The 16,663-nt window shown below is 74.0% G+C and carries 18 protein-coding genes; 10 read left to right on the top strand and 8 right to left on the bottom strand.

Annotated elements, in window-relative coordinates:
* Nucleotides 1-268: 268 nt before the first annotated feature.
* Entirely contained in the window at nucleotides 269-1,396 is a 1,128-nt protein-coding gene (locus tag ACH4NX_RS28980) for an alpha/beta fold hydrolase (protein ID WP_351399273.1), read from the top strand.
* 169 nt (nucleotides 1,397-1,565) lie between these two features.
* Nucleotides 1,566-2,993, top strand: a complete 1,428-nt coding sequence (locus ACH4NX_RS28975) for a hypothetical protein (RefSeq protein ID WP_351399272.1) — start codon at nucleotides 1,566-1,568, stop codon at nucleotides 2,991-2,993.
* An 84-nt stretch (nucleotides 2,994-3,077) separates the two neighbouring features.
* On the opposite strand, the gene ACH4NX_RS28970 is transcribed toward ACH4NX_RS28975, so the two are convergent.
* Nucleotides 3,078-3,491 carry a VOC family protein gene (locus ACH4NX_RS28970; RefSeq protein ID WP_351399270.1) on the bottom strand — a complete coding sequence of 138 codons (414 nt, stop codon included), beginning with the start codon at nucleotides 3,489-3,491 and terminating at the stop codon, nucleotides 3,078-3,080.
* Between the two features lie 320 nt (nucleotides 3,492-3,811).
* Here ACH4NX_RS28970 and ACH4NX_RS28965 point away from each other — a divergent pair, with 320 nt between their 5' ends.
* The 3 genes from ACH4NX_RS28965 to ACH4NX_RS28955 all read left to right on the top strand — a co-directional run bounded on the left by ACH4NX_RS28965 (nucleotide 3,812) and on the right by ACH4NX_RS28955 (nucleotide 6,932).
* Nucleotides 3,812-5,410 (top strand): ABC-F family ATP-binding cassette domain-containing protein, encoded by a 1,599-nt coding sequence (locus tag ACH4NX_RS28965; protein ID WP_345589713.1) that lies wholly within the window; start codon nucleotides 3,812-3,814, stop codon nucleotides 5,408-5,410.
* Nucleotides 5,411-5,745: 335 nt separating this feature from the next.
* Complete coding sequence (locus tag ACH4NX_RS28960) at nucleotides 5,746-5,967, top strand: helix-turn-helix domain-containing protein (RefSeq protein WP_018567695.1); 222 nt, start codon at nucleotides 5,746-5,748, stop codon at nucleotides 5,965-5,967.
* Nucleotides 5,968-6,128: 161 nt separating this feature from the next.
* The gene (locus ACH4NX_RS28955) at nucleotides 6,129-6,932 is read left to right on the top strand and encodes an enoyl-CoA hydratase/isomerase family protein (protein WP_351399266.1); all 804 of its coding nucleotides are present in this window, start codon (nucleotides 6,129-6,131) and stop codon (nucleotides 6,930-6,932) included.
* 170 nt (nucleotides 6,933-7,102) lie between these two features.
* On the opposite strand, the gene ACH4NX_RS28950 is transcribed toward ACH4NX_RS28955, so the two are convergent.
* On the bottom strand, nucleotides 7,103-7,858 hold the full coding sequence (locus ACH4NX_RS28950; RefSeq protein ID WP_351399264.1) for a nucleopolyhedrovirus P10 family protein: 756 nt from the start codon (nucleotides 7,856-7,858) through the stop codon (nucleotides 7,103-7,105).
* An 87-nt stretch (nucleotides 7,859-7,945) separates the two neighbouring features.
* On the opposite strand from ACH4NX_RS28950, the gene ACH4NX_RS28945 reads away from it, so the two are divergent.
* The 5 genes from ACH4NX_RS28945 to amaP are packed head-to-tail and all read left to right on the top strand — an operon-like array spanning nucleotide 7,946 to nucleotide 10,307.
* Complete coding sequence (locus ACH4NX_RS28945) at nucleotides 7,946-8,428, top strand: Asp23/Gls24 family envelope stress response protein (RefSeq protein ID WP_351399262.1); 483 nt, start codon at nucleotides 7,946-7,948, stop codon at nucleotides 8,426-8,428.
* Between the two features lie 28 nt (nucleotides 8,429-8,456).
* Nucleotides 8,457-8,642: a hypothetical protein gene (locus tag ACH4NX_RS28940; protein ID WP_061445473.1), complete on the top strand. Its 186-nt coding sequence runs from the start codon at nucleotides 8,457-8,459 to the stop codon at nucleotides 8,640-8,642.
* Nucleotides 8,639-9,025, top strand: a complete 387-nt coding sequence (locus ACH4NX_RS28935) for a hypothetical protein (protein WP_351399259.1) — start codon at nucleotides 8,639-8,641, stop codon at nucleotides 9,023-9,025. Before ACH4NX_RS28940 ends, ACH4NX_RS28935 begins: the two co-directional genes overlap by 4 nt.
* Nucleotides 9,022-9,723, top strand: a complete 702-nt coding sequence (locus ACH4NX_RS28930) for a DUF6286 domain-containing protein (RefSeq protein ID WP_398129374.1) — start codon at nucleotides 9,022-9,024, stop codon at nucleotides 9,721-9,723. The genes ACH4NX_RS28935 and ACH4NX_RS28930 overlap by 4 nt, the downstream gene beginning before the upstream one ends.
* Nucleotides 9,720-10,307, top strand: a complete 588-nt coding sequence (gene amaP, locus ACH4NX_RS28925; RefSeq protein WP_351399255.1) for an alkaline shock response membrane anchor protein AmaP — start codon at nucleotides 9,720-9,722, stop codon at nucleotides 10,305-10,307. The genes ACH4NX_RS28930 and amaP overlap by 4 nt, the downstream gene beginning before the upstream one ends.
* A gap of 103 nt (nucleotides 10,308-10,410) precedes the next feature.
* Here the strand turns inward: amaP and ACH4NX_RS28920 are convergent, their stop codons facing one another.
* From ACH4NX_RS28920 to ACH4NX_RS28895, 6 genes are all read right to left on the bottom strand, one after another.
* The gene (locus tag ACH4NX_RS28920) at nucleotides 10,411-11,166 is read right to left on the bottom strand and encodes an SDR family oxidoreductase (RefSeq protein WP_351399253.1); all 756 of its coding nucleotides are present in this window, start codon (nucleotides 11,164-11,166) and stop codon (nucleotides 10,411-10,413) included.
* Nucleotides 11,167-11,170: 4 nt separating this feature from the next.
* Nucleotides 11,171-12,958 (bottom strand): glycoside hydrolase family 15 protein, encoded by a 1,788-nt coding sequence (locus ACH4NX_RS28915; RefSeq protein WP_398129373.1) that lies wholly within the window; start codon nucleotides 12,956-12,958, stop codon nucleotides 11,171-11,173.
* Nucleotides 12,959-13,056: 98 nt separating this feature from the next.
* Nucleotides 13,057-13,848: an SURF1 family protein gene (locus tag ACH4NX_RS28910; protein ID WP_351399249.1), complete on the bottom strand. Its 792-nt coding sequence runs from the start codon at nucleotides 13,846-13,848 to the stop codon at nucleotides 13,057-13,059.
* A 141-nt stretch (nucleotides 13,849-13,989) separates the two neighbouring features.
* Nucleotides 13,990-14,223 (bottom strand): hypothetical protein, encoded by a 234-nt coding sequence (locus ACH4NX_RS28905; protein WP_161164690.1) that lies wholly within the window; start codon nucleotides 14,221-14,223, stop codon nucleotides 13,990-13,992.
* 101 nt (nucleotides 14,224-14,324) lie between these two features.
* Entirely contained in the window at nucleotides 14,325-15,311 is a 987-nt protein-coding gene (locus tag ACH4NX_RS28900) for a DEDDh family exonuclease (protein WP_398129372.1), read from the bottom strand.
* A 276-nt stretch (nucleotides 15,312-15,587) separates the two neighbouring features.
* Nucleotides 15,588-16,595 carry a CopD family protein gene (locus tag ACH4NX_RS28895; protein WP_398129371.1) on the bottom strand — a complete coding sequence of 336 codons (1,008 nt, stop codon included), beginning with the start codon at nucleotides 16,593-16,595 and terminating at the stop codon, nucleotides 15,588-15,590.
* Between the last annotated feature and the right edge of the window lie 68 nt (nucleotides 16,596-16,663).

Below are 16,663 nucleotides of genomic sequence, written 5' to 3'. Positions count from 1 at the left end.
CCCGGCCCCCACCCCCCCCCCCCCACCCCCCCCCCCCCCCCCCCCCCGCGCCGCCCCCCCCCCCCGGGGGGGGGGGGGGGCCCCCGGCGACCGGCGATCCGTGTCGACGGAACGCGCGACCGGCGAAGCGCGTACCGCGCGGGTTCGGGGGTATCGGGAGCGGGACCGACTCATGGCCCCCCGGCCCGGCCGGCGCCCCCGGCGGGGCCCGTCACTCCCCGCCGCCCGCCCGCTGGCCGCCCAAGGACTCCACCAGGAGACTGGCCCCATGCGCACTGTCACAGCAACGGCCGCCGCCGTCACCGCAGCCCTGGCGGCCGGTGCGGCGAGCGTCGCCGCCGGCCGGCTCGCCGGCGACGCCGCGCTCAAGGCGTCCCCCGGCCGGCCCCTGCCCACCGAACCCCGGCTCACCGTGCACGGCACCGCCGCCGGGCAGATCACCCTCACGCGGGACCTGGCCGCGCTGCGCCCCGGCCGGTACGGCCTCGCGGGCGACGGCTCCCACGCGGTCGTCGGGCCGGTCCTCGGCACCGTCGAACACGGTGCCGACACCGTCGTACGCCGCCTCGAACGCGTCACGCACGGCACCCTCACCGCCGGCGACCGGGCGTGGTTCACCCCGAACCTGTACGTCGGAAACCCGGGCGCCGCCCTGGACCTCGAGTACGCCGACGTGGAGGTCCCCGGGGAACTCGGCCCTCTCCCGGCCTGGTTCCTGCCCGGCGCCCGCCCGACGTGGATCATCGCCCTGCACGGCCTGGGCGCCACCCGGGAACACGCCATGAACCTGATGGCCCCCCTGCGCCACCGGAACGTCCCGGTGCTCGCCCTCGCCTACCGCGGCGACGTCGGCGCCCCGCCCTCGCCGGACGGCCTGCACCACTTCGGCGAGACCGAGTGGCGCGACGTGGACGCGGCGATCCGCTACGCCCTCGACCACGGCGCCCGTCAGGTCGTGCTGCTCGGCTGGTCCACCGGCGCCACCATGGCCCTGCACGCCGCCGCGCTCTCCGGCGTACGCGAGCGAATCGCGGGGCTCGTGCTGGACTCCCCGGTGCTCAGCTGGGAGACCACGCTGCGTGCGCTGGCCACCGCCCGCCGCACACCGGGCGCCCTCCTGCCGCTCGCCGTCCGTGCCGCACAGGGCCGTGCCGGGCTGCGCGCCGACCACGACGCGGGCACCGCGGGCCTGCACCGCCCGGCGGTCCCGACCCTGATCTTCCACGGTCCCGACGACACGGTGGCCCCCTGGCGGCTCTCCCGACGCCTCGCCGACACCCACCCGCGGCTGGTCGCCCTCCACACGGTCGAGGGCGCCCCGCACGGCGCCATGTGGAACGCCGACCCGGAGGACTACGAAGAGACCCTCCGCCGCTTCATGACCCCACTGGTGTGACCCCGCCGCACCCTCGCTCCCCCGCGCATCCCCCCGGTTCCGTTTAGCGTCGTACCACTGGCCTGTTCCGATGCCCGGACGGCCCTCTGGACCCGCGCGTCCGCCGTGCAGGACGCCCACCACGGCATTCCGTTTGGGTTTTCGGACCGTCAACCGGAAGACTGCACCCGTGACGTCCCGTATCCCGCGCGACTCCAGGCTTCGACTCGTCCGCCCGCGACCCCTGGCCGCCGCCCCCCAAGCGATGAACCAGCGGCGTCCGCGCCGCGCCGCGCCGCGACCCCCGGAGGGCACACCGGCCCGGTCGGAGCTGGCCAGAATGGCCCGCTCCGTTCTGGCCGACGCGGCCCGTGTCGCCCGCTGGGCCGACACCGCTCTCGGCCCCGGCCGCGGCAGCGCGACCGCCGACGGCAAGGCCACCCTCTCCGACGCCACCGCCGACCAGGCGGCCGGGGAACTGGGCCTGACCGCGGTCAAGGTCCGCGCCGACTGGGACACCGCCCGGCTCGCCGGCCTGATCGAGGTGCACGGCGACAGCGCCCGTCCCGGCTGGCGGCTGCGCGCCTGGAACCGCGACGACAGCGCCGTACTGCGCGGCTGGGTCGCCCTCTTCGACGCCTGGTCGCTCGCCCACCCGGAGCCCGCCGGGCAGGAGTCCGCCGCCGTGGCCGAGGTCATCTCCGCGATGCCCCAGGTCCTCTCCTTCCTCCAGCTGTCCGCCGGCCCCGTCCCGGTGGCGCAGCTCCTGGACCTGCTGGAGCAGCGCGTCACCGAACTGCGCACCGAGCGCTGCGAAGTGCCCTACGGCCCCCGCCTCGAGTCCGGAACCCCGCAGCCCCCTCCGGCCGCCCCGCTCCCGGCAGCCGTCTCCGACACCCCGCTCGCCCCCCTCCTCGACTGGGCCCTGCGCGCCCTCGCCTCCGTCGACGCCCTCACCTGCGGCGACGGACACGCCACGCTCACCCCGCTCGGCAGCTGGGCGGTCTGGGTCAAGCTGGAGCAGATCTGCGTCGCCGCGCAGAGCCCGGCCGGCAACATCGAGCAGTCCGCCGAGGACATGCTCCGCGGCTGCGCCCAGCTCCGCCCCAACGCCGCGCGCGCCGAGTACCGCGCCTGGCTCGCCGCCCGCCCCGTCGGCAGCGCCGTCGCCGAACTGCTCGGCGGCGCCCGCGGTGAGGACGCCCTGTTGCGCGGCCTCGCCTTCGACGCGCTGCGCGTCGTCGGCGCACCCGCCGAGCCCGACGTCCGCGCCGTCCTCGACGAGCCGACGCTGCGGCCCTACGCCCTGCTGTGGCTGGCCGAGCACGACGGCGCCGACCCCGAGGACGCCCACGAGGTCCTCACCCGCCAGGAGGCCACGTGGCTGTGGGTCGACACCGCGGCCGCCGTCGCGGACCACGGTGAGGCGCCGCTGCTCGTCAGACACCTGGAGTCCGCGGTGCAGCCCACCGTCCCGGCCCTGCTGGACGAGGTCCGCGCCGTCGGCCATCCCCGCACCGTGCAGGTCCTGGTCGCCCTGGCCGCCGCACACCCCGACCCCGCCCTGGCCAAGGCCGTGCGCAGGGCGGCCTTCCAGGTCCACACCGGAGGCAGCTGACCACGCCGGAGGTCCGCACCGGCACGATGCGAGGCTCCGACTCCCGGGCCGGTGCCGTCGGACGGACCGGGTAGCCGCCGGCGGCTACCCGGGGATCTCCGGCGCGTACGTCCCGAAGCTCCAGACGTTGCCCTCCAGGTCCCGGGCCATGTAGTCCCGCGAGCCGTAGTCCTGGTCCGTCGGAGGCATCAGGATCTCCGCGCCGTGCTCCACGGCCCGCCGGTGATGGGCGTCGACGTCCTCCACCACGACGTACAGCCCCGCCGGCCCGGCGTTCTTCATCGCCTCGTCGAAGCGGCTGCCCGTGCCCTTCGAGCCGAGCATGACCGCGCCGTTGCCCTGGGCCAGCTCGGCATGGGCCACCGAGCCGTCCTCGCCCTCGTACACGGCCAGTTCCGTGAAGCCGAAGGCCTGGGTGAGCTGCCGGACCGCCGCCTTGGCGTCCGCGTACAGCAGCGTCGGGTAGATGCTCGGACGCCCGCCGTCCATGCCTGCCATGCCGATCACTCCCTTGTGAGCCGGTCGTGCGAACCGGTCTGATCCGGTCCCGGAGGCGGATGCCGCGAAGGTCCCACAAGCCCGGAAAAATCATGGAATCCAGCCCTGTCGCCCAGTCTCGCACCGCCCACTGACAACGCCCCGGACCCGCGCCCCCGAACACGGGACCCCCGAACAGGAGCCCCCCGGCACCGGAACCCGTGAAAAGCGTTTGCACGGCCCCGTTAGACTGGCCCCCATGGCCATTCTCCTCGCGCATTAGACGGCGGGAACGTCCTCCAGCCGCCCATCCCGCCAACCACCCGCCCAGGAGTCTGACCGTGATCTCCGCCTCCGGCATCGAGCTGCGCGCCGGTGCCCGCGTCCTCATCGAAAGCGCCACCTTCCGCGTCGCCAAGGGCGACCGCATCGGCCTGGTCGGCCGTAACGGCGCCGGCAAGACCACCCTCACCAAGTGCCTCGCCGGCGAGGGCCAGCCCGCCGGCGGCACCATCACCCGCTCCGGCGAGGTCGGCTATCTCCCGCAGGACCCGCGCACCGGCGACCTCGACGTGCTCGCCCGCGACCGCGTCCTGTCCGCGCGCGGACTGGACGTCCTGATCCGCAAGATGCGCGAGAACGAGCAGCGCATCGCGGTCGGCCAGGGCGCCACCCGCGAGAAGGCGCTCCGGCAGTACGAGCGCCAGGAGACGGAGTTCCTCACCAAGGGCGGATACGCCGCCGAGGCCGAGGCCGCCACCATCGCCGCCGCGCTCAACCTGCCCGACCGGGTGCTCGGCCAGCCCCTGCACACGCTCTCCGGTGGTCAGCGCCGCCGTATCGAGCTGGCCCGGATCCTGTTCTCGGACGCGGACACCCTGCTGCTCGACGAGCCGACCAACCACCTCGACGCGGACTCGATCGTCTGGCTGCGCGACTACCTCAGGACCTACCGCGGCGGCTTCATCGTGATCTCCCACGACGTCGACCTGGTCGAGACGGTCGTCAACAAGGTGTTCTACCTGGACGCCAACCGCTCCCAGATCGACGTCTACAACATGGGCTGGCGGCTCTACCAGCAGCAGCGCGAGGCCGACGAGAAGCGCCGCAAGCGCGAGCGGCAGAACGCGGAGAAGAAGGCCTCCGCGCTGCACTCGCAGGCCGACAAGATGCGCGCCAAGGCCACCAAGACCGTCGCCGCGCAGAACATGGCCCGCCGCGCGGACAAGCTGCTGGCCGGCCTCGAGGCCGAGCGGAGGTCCGACAAGGTCGCCAAGCTCCGCTTCCCGGAGCCCGCGCCCTGCGGCAAGACCCCGCTGATGGCCGAGGGCCTGTCCAAGTCGTACGGCTCCCTGGAGATCTTCACCGACGTCGACCTGGCCATCGACAAGGGCTCCCGCGTCGTCATCCTCGGCCTCAACGGCGCCGGCAAGACCACGCTGCTGCGGCTCCTCGGCGGCGTCGAGAAGCCCGACACCGGCCAGGTGATCGAGGGCCACGGCCTCAAGCTCGGCTACTACGCGCAGGAGCACGAGACCCTCGACCCCGAGCGCACCGTCCTGGAGAACATGCGCTCGGCCAACCCCGACCTCGACCTCGTCGAGGTCCGCAAGACGCTGGGCTCGTTCCTGTTCTCCGGCGACGACGTCGACAAGCCGGCCGGCGTCCTGTCCGGCGGCGAGAAGACCCGCCTCGCGCTGGCCACCCTCGTGGTGTCCTCGGCGAACGTGCTGCTGCTCGACGAGCCGACCAACAACCTCGACCCCGCCAGCCGCGAGGAGATCCTCGGCGCGCTGCGCACCTACAAGGGCGCGGTCGTCCTGGTCACCCACGACGAGGGCGCCGTCGAGGCGCTCCAGCCGGAACGGATCATTCTGCTTCCGGACGGCGTCGAGGACCTGTGGGGCGCCGACTACGCGGACCTCGTCGCCCTGGCTTGATCGAACGGATGATCCACTGGGTATGGATCATTCGGCCGATCCGTGATCCACCATCTGTGTGAGATCTCCTCATCACGAGGTGTGTCCTACATCGATTTCGCGGCCGGGTCCCCACTGCCGGGGGACCCGGCCGCGACACCTTTCTGACCTGGAACTTCGCGGAAAAACCCGATCGGCCGTACGGACGCGATCTCGTGGAATCGCAGATTCCGTATGTGCGGACCCGCTCCTGTCGTCACCACCTTGTCTCATCGACCTTGCCGAATGGGTGGCCATGAAGCCCTGGAGGGGTGATCATGAGGAGACCAGAGCGCACTTCCCTTGAGGAGGCACGGGTGGCCGAGACTCTGAAGAAGGGCAGCCGGGTTACCGGCGCCGCGCGCGACAAGCTCGCGGCAGACCTGAAGAAGAAGTACGACGCCGGTGCGAGCATCCGGGCGTTGGCCGAGGAAACCGGCCGCTCGTATGGCTTCGTGCACCGCATGCTCAGTGAGTCGGGCGTCACGCTGCGAGGGCGTGGCGGGGCTACCCGGGGCAAAAAGGCCGCATCGGCCTGATATCCCCGGGCGATCCCCCGACTCCGAAAGTGAAGGTGGTCACCCGGCCGGTCGTCAGACCGTCCGGGTGGTTACTGTGCAGTCACTTATCTCCTCCGTCGTACGGCGTGGAAACCGCGGCGCACGACGAGGACGACGACCGCACCCTTCGGAGGCGCCCCATGGCTTCGCCCGCCCACGACCCCGCTCCCGTACTCGACAGGGACGGCGTGCGGCTCACCGTCGACGACGCGATCGCCACGGTGACGCTGACCAACCCGGCCAAGCGCAACGCGCAGAGCCCCGCTCTGTGGCGGGCGCTCGCCGAGACCGGTCGGCTGCTGCCGGGCTCCGTCCGGGTCGTGGTGCTGCGGGCCGAGGGCAAGTCCTTCTCGGCCGGGCTCGACCGGCAGGCGTTCACCCCCGAGGGCTTCGACGGCGAACCGTCGTTCATCGACCTCGCCCGGGGCGGCGACGCCGAGCTGGACGCGACCATCACCGAGTACCAGGAGGCGTTCACCTGGTGGCGGCGCAGCGACATCCTGTCGGTCGCCGCCGTGCAGGGGCACGCCATCGGGGCCGGCTTCCAGCTCGCCCTCGCCTGTGACCTGCGGGTCGTCGCCGAGGACGTGCAGTTCGCCATGCGCGAGACGAGCCTCGGCCTCGTGCCGGACCTGACGGGCACGCACCCCCTGGTCTCCCTCGTCGGCTACGCCCGCGCGCTGGAGATCTGCGCGACGGGCCGCTTCGTCATGGCCGAGGAGGCGGTGAACACCGGGCTCGCCAACCTCGCCGTGCCCGCGGACCAGCTCGACGGTGCCGTGCGCGACCTGGCGTCGGCGGTCCTGGCCGCGCCGCGCGACGCGGTCATCGAGACCAAGGCGCTGCTCCAGGGCGCCCGGAGCCGGGACTACGACGCCCAGCGCGCCGCCGAGCGGGCCGCGCAGGGACGCCGACTGCGCGACCTGGCCGGGCTCGGGGAGTAACCCGGGCGCGGGCGGGAGTGATCCGGGCGGGCGCGGGCCGTGACGGCGGCCTGACGGCCCGCGCGGTGTCCGGCGTCCGGCACCGCCCCGCCGGCCGGGCGGCCGTGGCGGGCATGCGCGCCGGTCCGGCGCGCGTGGTCCGGGGAACTTCCGGGGGCGGGCGGCTCAGCTCAGCCGACCTCCGTCACCAGCACCGCCACCGACGGGCGGTCCGGCAGGGCCTCCGCCACCGCCGCACGGACCCGCCGGGCCACCTCCACGGCCCGGTGGTCCGCGTCGACGGCCAGCTCCAGCCGGACATGCCGACGCGGCAGGGCCGGCCCCCGCGACAACTCCGTGACCTGGACCGGACGGCCCAGCGTCGTCGTGAGCCGGGCCACGCCCTGGACCGACAGCGCGGCGCCGGCCGCACGACCCTCGTCGCTGTCTCCCTCCGCGCCCCGCTCCGCACGGCCCACGGCCGGAGGATGCCGTGGCTCGCTCCGGGGAGCCGGTTCCGGTTCCGTGGGCGCGTCCAGCAGGGCCGTCGCGCGCAGGTCCACGGCGGTCACCGTCAGGCCGAGCCCCCGCGTCGCCGCGGCCGCCAGGGCGGCACGCAGCCGGGACGCCGTCGCCGGCAGGGGCTCGGCCGTCACCGCGGCGCCGTCGACGGTCGCAGCGAAGTCGGCCGTCACCCGCAGGGGGCCGGGCGGCAGGGCGCTCGGTGGTGCCGGTACGACCGGCTCGTCCGAGTCCTCCGCACCGGCGGGCGCGATACGCAGACCGCCGGGACGTACGCCCGCCACGCCCCGGGCCGCGGCCAGCAGGACCTCCCGCGCCGCACGCTCGGCGATCCACGCGCCGTCCCGGGGACCCCCAAGCGGCAGCAGCCTGCCGAGCGCCAACCGCTCCCGCACCGTTCCTGTCCACCGGTCCGACGTCGTCATTCCTCCAGCCTGCCGCATCCGCGGCGCGTCCCGCCGTAACCTCACTTACCGTGGTCGCATGACTACGACCGAAAGGGACGTACGGCGATGAGCGACATGGAGAGCCACCGGACAGGGCAGGAAACGATCGAGTCCCCCGGGGCGGGCAAGGCCCAGACGATGCGGCGCGGTGGCGGAGACCCCGGGGCCCGGGGGCGGACCACCATCGCCGACGGCGTCGTGGAGAAGATCACCGGGATGGCCGCACGCGACGTCGTCGGTGTGCACGCCATGGGCAGCGGGATGTCCCGCACCTTCGGCGCCGTGCGCGACCGGGTGCCCGGCGGGACCAAGTCGGGGGTCACCCGGGGCGTGAAGGCCGAGGTCGGGGAGAAGCAGACCGCGCTCGACCTGGAGATCGTCGTCGACTACGGCGTGGCGATCGCGGACGTCGCCCGCGACGTCCGGGAGAACGTGGTCGCGGCGGTGGAGCGGATGACCGGCCTGGAGGTGGTCGAGGTCAACATCGCGGTGAGCGACGTGAAGCTGCCGGACGAGGAGGACGAGGAGCCGGAGCCCCGGATCAAGTGACGTGGACGCGGACCGAGGGGAGCGCACGATGAGCATGGCCGTGGTCGGCATGATCGCCGGCATGGCGCTGGGCTTCGCCGGGTATTTCGGCGGGTTCGGCGCCTTCCTGCTGGTGGCGGCCCTGGGGGCCGTCGGGTTCGTGGCCGGCCGCCTTCTGGAGGGGGACATGGACCTCGGTGACTTCTTCCGTTCCCGCGACGACAGGCGGCGGTGACAGGCGTGAGCGGCGGGGCCGCCGGTGAGCTCCCCGGGCCCCGGGCCGTCGTGCCGCCGGGCGAGCGCGGTGCCACGCGGATCGCCGACCGGGTCGTCGCCAAGGTCGCCGCCCGCGCGGCGCGCGAAGCGGTGGGTCCGCTCCACCCGGAGGCGGCGCGCCCCTACGCCACCGTCGTCGTCCACCACGACACCGCCCACGTCCGGATCCACCTCGAACTCGACTACCCGTGCGACGTCGGCGCCCGCTGCGGACGGGTGCGCCATCAAGTCGTCCAGCGGGTACGTGCGCTGGTGGGCATGGCGGTGCCGGAGGTGGCCGTCCAGGTGGAACGGCTGCACCTGACGGCGGAGTACGAAGCGACACGGGGGAGGACGCGATGAGCGAGCCCCGGGAGCCGAGGGGTCCGGCGGACCCCTCGGGCGGCGGGGGCCCCGAGGGCGCCACCCGGAGCCTGCCCGTCATGGAGCCCGCCACGGGACCCCTCATGACGAAGGAGTCGCCCGGCGCCGAGCCCCCGCCCGCGTCCGGCGGCGGACCGGCACGCCGCTTCTGGTCCGTGCGCCGCGTCCCCGCCGGAGTCGTAGCGCTGCTGCTTCTCCTCGTCACCGGTGCCTTCCTCTACGACGTCACCGCGGTGCGCGCCGGCCGGTCCGCCCTCGGATGGCGCCGCGAACTGGCCGGGCAGCTCGCCGACCGGCCCCTCGACAACACGTGGGTGCTGGTCGGCGCGGGAGTCGCCACCGCCCTGGGGCTCTGGCTGCTCGCCCTGGCCCTCACCCCGGGCCTGCGGAAGGAGCTGCCGATGCGCCGTACCCACCCGGACGTACGCGCGGGGCTCCACCGGGACGCCGCCGCGACGGTGCTGCGCGACCGGGCCATGGAGGTCGCCGGAGTGCAGTCGGCGCGGGTACGCGTGCGCCGGCGCAGAGCCCGCGTGCGCGCGCTGTCACACTTCCGGGAACTGGACGACGTACGGACGGATCTGGACGGCGTGCTGCAGGACGCGGTGCGCGGGCTGGGGCTGGCCCGGCCGCCCGCCGTGTCCGTACGGGTGGCGCGGCCCGGACGGAAGAGGTGAGAGTGGTGCTCAGAACCGTCGACCGTGTGCTGCTCGGGCTCGTGGGCCTGGTCCTGGTCGCCCTCGGCGGCCCGGTGCTGGCCATCGGCCTGGGCGCCTCCGCACCGTCCTGGTGGCTCCACGACGGGCCGCACGACGTGCTGCTCAGCGCCACCGAGCGGACCCGGTGGCGGGACGCCGGCTGGTGGTGGCCGGTCGTCATCGCCGTGCTCGCCGTCCTGCTGCTGCTCGCCCTGTGGTGGCTGGTCGCGGTGGTGCGCCGCCGCCGGCTCACCGAGGTGCTCGTCGACACCGGCGACGGCGACGGCGCGGTGCTGCGCGGCCGGGCGCTGGAGGCCGTCCTCGCGCAGGAGGCGGAACGGATGGACGGGGTCGAGCGAGCCAAGGTCCGGCTCACCGGCCGCCGCGGCGCACCGGCGAGCCGGGTCCGGCTGCTCCTGGCACCCCACGTGGACCCCGGCACCGCGCTGGACGACCTCACCGCCCACGCCCTGACCCACGCCCGCGTCTCGGCGAACCTCACGACCTTCCCGGCCAAGGTCCACCTCCGGGGCGTCGGACACGGGGCCGAGCGGGTCGGCTGAGCCGTGAGCGGGCCCCGGGGCCCGGGCTCGGTCATGAATCCCGGGCCTTGGACCCCGGGGCCTTGGACCCCGGGGCCATGGGTCCCGGGCCGGGGCGACAGGCTCAGAACCCCTGCCGTACCCCGCCGTCCACCGGCAGCATCACGCCCGTCACGTACGACGCCGCCGGGGACAGCAGGAACGCCGCCGCGCGGCCGAACTCCTCCGGGGCGCCGTAGCGGCGCAGTGGGATGCGGGACTCGGCGGCCGCCCTGGTCGCCTCCGGGTCGGCGGACATACCGTCCAGCTCGCGCACCCGGTCGGTGTCGACGCGGCCCGGCAGCAGGCCGACGACGCGGATGCCGCGCGGGCCCAGCTCGCCGGCGAGTGACTTGGCGAAGCCGGCCAGTCCCGGCCGCAGGCCGTTGGAGATGGTCAGGCCCGGGATCGGCTCGTACACCGAGCCCGACAGCACGAAGCCGACGACACCGCCCGGCTCCAGCTCCGCCGCCGCGGTCCGGGCCAGCCGTACCGCGCCGAGGAACACCGACTCGAACGCCACCTGCCACTGCTCGTCCGTGTTGTCGGCGACGAACCCGGGCGGCGGCCCGCCCACACTGATCAGCACGCCGTCGAAGCGGCCGAAGCGCTCACGGGCGGTCGCGACCAGCCGCTCGGCGGTCCGGGGGTCGGCGTTGTCGGCGGCCACCCCCACCACGTCCGGGCCCAGCGCGGCCGCCGCGTCGGCGACGCTCTTCTCGTCCCGCCCCGTGACGACCACCTTCGCGCCGTCGGCGACCAGCTCGCGGGCCGCCGCGTTGCCCAGGCCGCGGGTGGCTCCCGTGACGACGTACACCCGGTCCTTCAGTCCAAGATCCATGGCCCTATCCTGCCCCCTCGTCGCCGAACAGGGCGAGGGCCGTGTTCACCAGGCCGATGTGGCTGAACGCCTGCGGGAAGTTGCCGAGCTGGTGGCCGGATACCGGGTCGTACTCCTCGGCCAGCAGCCCCACGTCGTTGGCGAGTCCCACCAGCCGCTCGAACAGCTCCCGGGCCTCCTTCGTCCGGCCGGTCGTGTGCAGCGCGTCCGCGTACCAGAAGGAGCACACCAGGAAGGTCCCCTCGCCGCCCGGCAGCCCGTCGACCGGGTCCCCCTCGGTGCTGTAGCGGCGCACGAGCCCGCTCCGGGTCAGCTCCTCGCCGATCGCGTCGACCGTGCCGACGACCCGCGGGTCGTCCGGCGGCAGGAACCCCAGGCGGGGGATGAGCAGCAGGGAGGCGTCCAGCTCCGAGGAGCCGTAGGACTGGGTGAAGGTGTTGCGCTCCGGGTCGTAGCCCTTCTCGCACACCTCGCGGTGCACCTCCTCGCGCAGCGCGCGCCAGCCGTCCGGGTCGCCCCCGCCCAGCTCGGGGTGGTCCTCCAGGGTGCGCACCGCCCGGTCCAGGGCCACCCACGTCATCACCTTCGAGTGCACGAACTGCCGGCGTCCGCCGCGCACCTCCCACAGCCCCTCGTCGGGCTGCCGCCACGCCGTGGCCAGGAAGTCCATCAGCGCGCACTGAAGCTGCCACATCTGCGGCTGGGGGTGCATGCCCGCCAGCCGCGCCAGCGACAGCGAGTCCATGACCTCGCCGTACACGTCCAGCTGGAGCTGGTTCACCGCGTCGTTGCCGATCCGCACGGGCGTCGACCCGGCGAAGCCGGACAGCCACGGCAGTTCGGACTCGGGCAGTCGCCGCTCGCCCGCCAGGCCGTACATGATCTGCAGGTCCGCCGGGTTGCCCGCGACCGCCCGCAGCAGCCAGTCGCGCCAGGCCTCGGCCTCCTCCAGGTATCCGGCCGAGAGCAGGGCGCCCAGGGTGAGGGTGGAGTCGCGCAGCCAGCAGAAGCGGTAGTCCCAGTTGCGCACGCCGCCCGGTTCCTCGGGCAGCGAGGTGGTGGGGGCGGCCACGATGCCGCCGGTCGGCTTGTAGGTGAGCGCCTTGAGGGTGATCAGGGAGCGGACCACGGCTTCCCGGTGCGGGCCGTCGTAGCCGCAGTGGGCGGCCCAGGCCCGCCAGTCCTCGATGCTGTGCTCCAGCGCCACGTACGGGTCGATCACCGGCGGGCGGGACTCGTGCGAGGGGTGCCAGGTCAGGACGAACGCGACCTTCTCGCCCGCGGCGACCGTGAACTCCGCGTGCGTCCCGAAGTCCCGGCCCCAGCTGCGCACCTCGGGCTCGCTGCGCAGCCACGCCGCGTCCGGTCCGGCGACGGCCACCCGGTGTCCGTCGGCCCGGCGCATCCACGGCACGATCGAGCCGTAGTCGAAGCGCAGCCGGAGCACACTGTGCACGGTGACCTCACCACTCAGCCCCTCCACGACGCGTACGAGGTCCGGGGCGCGGTCGCGCTGGGGCATGAAGTCGGTGACCCGTACCGCGCCGTCCTCGGTCTCCCACTCGGTGTCCAGGACGAGGGTGTCCGGCCGGTAGGCACGCCGCGTGCAGCGCTCGGCGCCCTTGGGCGCGATGCGCCAGTGGCCGTTGTCCTCGTCGCCGAGGAGTTTGGCGAAGCAGGCGGCGGAGTCGAAGCGGGGCAGGCAGAGCCAGTCCACGGAGCCGTCCGTGGAAACCAGTGCGGCGGTCTGCTGGTCGCCGATGAGCGCGTAGTCCTCGATGTGGGGGTGCACGGGCTCCGTCTTCCCGACGGGGAGCGGAGCAATCGGATCCGCTCCCACGGCCCGCCGGCCGGCCGACCCGCAGGAGCCACCGGCCGCACCGCCACCGGCTACACCGACGCGGGTTCCGCCTCCGTGGTCCGCTGCTCGTCCTGCGACGCCCGGTCCCGGGCCTCACGGCGGGCCAGGATGAACCAGCCGACCGGGACGCCCGCGGTGAACAGCCACCACTGGACGGCGTACGCCATGTGGTTGCCGATGCCGTCGTGGTCGGGCTCCGGGATCCGCTCGGGTGTGTCCCCCGCGGGTTGGGGTTCGGTCAGCTCGACGTAACCGCCGAGGACGGGCTTGCCGAGGCGCTCGGCCTGCTGGCCGCTGTTGATCAGCATGACCTGGCGGTCGGGCAGACCCTCGACGTTCTTGATGCCGCTGCCCTCGGTCGTCTGGTCGGGCATCAGCCGGCCGGTGACGGTGATCTCGCCCTCGGGCGGCGCCGGGATCTCGGGGAAGGCGGTCTGGCTCGCGCCGTTCGACGGGATCCAGCCCCGGTTGACGATCAGCACCTTGCCGTCGTCCAGGACGAAGGGGGTCAGGACGTGGTAGCCGACCCGGTCGTCCGCGTTGGTGCGGCGGCGCACGACGACCTCGTCGGCGCGGTCGAAGCGCCCCTTCGCGGTCACCCTGCGGTAGCGGTCGTCGTCGTCGACCTTCGCTCCCGGCGAGGTCATGGACTCGACCGGCACGGGATCCGCCGCCAGGGAGTCCGCGATCTCCCCGTTCAGCTCGACCCTGCGCTCGTGGCGGTGCAGCTGCCAGAAGCCCAGCTCGATCATCGTCGGGATGAGCGCGAGGACCACGAGGGTGAGGATCACCCACTGGCGGGACAACAGGAACCGGTACACGCGTCGACGGTACCTCGGCCGGGATCGGCCCTCGCGGGGAGGGCCCGCGAGAGCCGTGACCCCGCGTCGGCGGGGAGCACAGGTGACTCGATCACCGCGGCCTGGTGGCAACGAGGCCCCCGCCGGCGGTCACGACCAGGATCAGACCTTGTCGACGACCCCCGCCCTCCCCTCGGCACGGGCGCAGTGGGCGCCGCAGTACCAGTGGCCCTCGACCTCGACACCCTGGCCGATGATCTGCACCCGGCAGTGCTCGCAGATGGGGGCCATCCGGTGGATCGCGCAGGAGAAGCAGTCGAAGACGTGCACCGCTCCCTGGGCGTGGACCTCGAAGGTCATTCCGTAGTTGTTGCCGCAGACTTCACATGTCGCCATGCGCCACAGGGTGGGCCGTCGCCGCGACGCGGGCGAGCGGACGGCGGGCGAGTCGCCCGGAATCACCCGTCCGTACGGCTCACGCGTGGCTCACGTACGGCTCAGCCGTCCGCGGGCTCGACATCCGCCAGCAGCTGACCGAACGCCGCCTCGTCCACCACCGGCGTGCCGTACTGGCGGGCCTTGACCACCTTCGACGTGCCCGAGTCCGGATCGTTGGTGACCAGCAGGCTGGTCAGCCGGGACAGGCTGGTGGCGACGTGCAGTCCGGCCTCGGTCGCGCGGTCCTCCAGCAGGTCCCGCTCGACGGAGGTGTCACCCGAGAAGGCGACGCGCATGCCCTGCTTGAGCCGTTCGCCCTTTTCGTACTGCCCCGGGTTGGGATGGGGGCACGCGGGCCTTTTGCGGGACGGGCGCCAACTGGTCGGCCGGTAGCCGCCGTAGCCCGCCTGCTGCCCGATCACGGGCGTGGGCCGGTCCGACCACTCGGTCAGCGGCCGGCACTCGTGCAGCGGTAGTCGTACGCCGCCGGCCGCCGCGGCGAGCAGACTGGGCCGGAACGCCTCCGCCAGCACGCGCGCGTCGTCCAGCGCGTGGTGCGCCCGCTGCTGTACGACGCCGAAGTGGGCGGCCAGCGACGCCAGCTTGTGGTTGGGCAGGGGAAGGCCCAGTTCCTTGGAGAGCGCGATGGTGCACAGCCGCTGACGCACCGGCGCCTCGCGCTTCGCGCGCGCGTACTCGCGGGCGATCATCTGCCAGTCGAAGACGGCGTTGTGCGCGACGAGCACCCGCCCGTCGAGCCGGGCCGCGAACTCCTCGGCGACGTCCGGGAAGAGCGGTGCCCCCCGGAGCACCTCGCTCGTCAGCCCGTGTATCCACACCGGACCGGGATCCCGCTCAGGATTGACCAGGGTGTACCAGTGGTCCTCGACCTCGCCGCGGGCGTCCAGCCGGTAGACGGCCGCGGAGATGATGCGGTCGTCGCGGGCCAGGCCGGTGGTCTCCACGTCGACGACCGCGTACCCCTGGGGATACGCGGCCGGCCACGTCGTGGCGGACGACGCTGCGGTCGTGTGGTCTTCGAGCATGGTCCATGAGGATACGGGCCGCGACTGACACTCCGGCCCGGCAGGTGCCCCGCGACACCCGGCGAAACGGTTCCTCCGTCAAGTTCCGCGCGGCGGGGGAGGGTTGCGGTGAGGCGCCGTGAGAGGGCGCGAGGAGACCCGCGGAAGCGGGCGCGGAGACGAGTGGGTGGACGAGTGCGGACCGTCGGTACGAGGCGGGCGGCGCTCCGGCTGCCGGCGTCCCGCGTGTGACACGACGCACGCACGGCGAGGCCCCCGGCCGGCCGGCGCGCGGGGTCACCACCGGATCGGCACCGGAAGGGCCGTCAGGAGTCCCGACACCGCGACCACCACACCCAGGGCGACCACCTCCGCGCGCGCGGGGGAGCAGGCGGCCAGCGGATCGGACGCGCGGCTCAGCCGGATCCTGGCCCACAGGGCGAGGGCGGCGACGGCCGCCACGAGGATCACCTTGGCGAGCAGGACCCGGCCGTAGGCCGTGTCCGTCAGCTGGTCCGTGATCGTGCCCGCCGGCATCCGGCGCAGCGAACTGCACACCCCCGTCGCCGTGATGGCGGCGAGCAGAACGGCCGCCACGCGCGCGTAGAGCCCCAGCAGGGCCGGACCCGCCTCGTCGCCCCGCCACCGCCGCAGGGTCCGCAGCGCGTACAGCAGACCGCCCACCCACAGCGACGCGCACGTCAGATGGACGAGGGTCAGACCCGAGCCGATCAGCGGGCTGTACTCGGTCGTGGGGTGTGCGCGCAGCGCCTCCGCGACGACCACGGCGGCCAGCGGCCAGACCTGGAGGCCCGGCCGGCGCGAGGTGGCGCACAGACCGGCCGCGAGGAAACCGTTGACCTCCAGCAGCGCGAGCGCGCCGTCACGGGACTCGTAGAGGCCGCCGACGTCGATGTCGGCGACACTGTCCGGCACCAGGTTGCCCGTGGCCACGACCGACGCCAGGCCCAGCGCGGCGACGAAGCCCGCGGCGGCCGCGTACGGCGACCAGCTGCGGGGCCGCTCGGGGGGCGCGTCGGGGAGCGACCGGGCCAGCCGGTTCACGAACAGCTCGCCGAGCGGAACGCTCAGCGCGGCGAAGAGCACCGTGCGCAGCAGGGCTATCCCGCCGGTGCCGGGGGCTTCGGCCTCCCCGGTGCCGTGCAGGGCGGGAGACGGGCCGAGGACGGGTATCAGAGCGGCCAGCACCACCAGCACGAGCACGGCCGCGGTCCGGCCGGTACCGGAGGGCCGCGCGTGCCGTCCGGTGTCGGCGGTCCGGGACGGGGGTCTTGTCAAGGTCACCTCGAGATCTTCACCAGCTCCCCCAGATCCGGGCAAGTTCCGGAAAACAACTGGCGGTCCGGCATTCC

Origin of the sequence: Streptomyces sp. NPDC017225 (genome assembly GCF_044331465.1) — a bacterium.
Lineage (GTDB): Bacteria > Actinomycetota > Actinomycetes > Streptomycetales > Streptomycetaceae > Streptomyces.
Note: the sequence above shows the minus strand (reverse complement) of the source record. Positions and strands in the feature narration are given on the sequence as shown.

Bases quoted from the DNA above. Each gene is read 5' to 3' on its own strand.
- ACH4NX_RS28905 (WP_161164690.1), bottom strand. From the start codon at position 14,223: ATGGCGACATGTGAAGTCTGCGGCAACAACTACGGAATGACCTTCGAG.
- ACH4NX_RS28940 (WP_061445473.1), top strand. From the start codon at position 8,457: ATGAGCATGGCCGTGGTCGGCATGATCGCCGGCATGGCGCTGGGCTTC.
- ACH4NX_RS28920 (WP_351399253.1), bottom strand. From the start codon at position 11,166: ATGGATCTTGGACTGAAGGACCGGGTGTACGTCGTCACGGGAGCCACC.
- ACH4NX_RS28945 (WP_351399262.1), top strand. From the start codon at position 7,946: ATGAGCGACATGGAGAGCCACCGGACAGGGCAGGAAACGATCGAGTCC.
- ACH4NX_RS28980 (WP_351399273.1), top strand. From the start codon at position 269: ATGCGCACTGTCACAGCAACGGCCGCCGCCGTCACCGCAGCCCTGGCG.
- ACH4NX_RS28950 (WP_351399264.1), bottom strand. From the start codon at position 7,858: ATGACGACGTCGGACCGGTGGACAGGAACGGTGCGGGAGCGGTTGGCG.
- ACH4NX_RS28930 (WP_398129374.1), top strand. From the start codon at position 9,022: ATGAGCGAGCCCCGGGAGCCGAGGGGTCCGGCGGACCCCTCGGGCGGC.
- ACH4NX_RS28955 (WP_351399266.1), top strand. From the start codon at position 6,129: ATGGCTTCGCCCGCCCACGACCCCGCTCCCGTACTCGACAGGGACGGC.
- ACH4NX_RS28900 (WP_398129372.1), bottom strand. From the start codon at position 15,311: ATGCTCGAAGACCACACGACCGCAGCGTCGTCCGCCACGACGTGGCCG.
- ACH4NX_RS28970 (WP_351399270.1), bottom strand. From the start codon at position 3,491: ATGGCAGGCATGGACGGCGGGCGTCCGAGCATCTACCCGACGCTGCTG.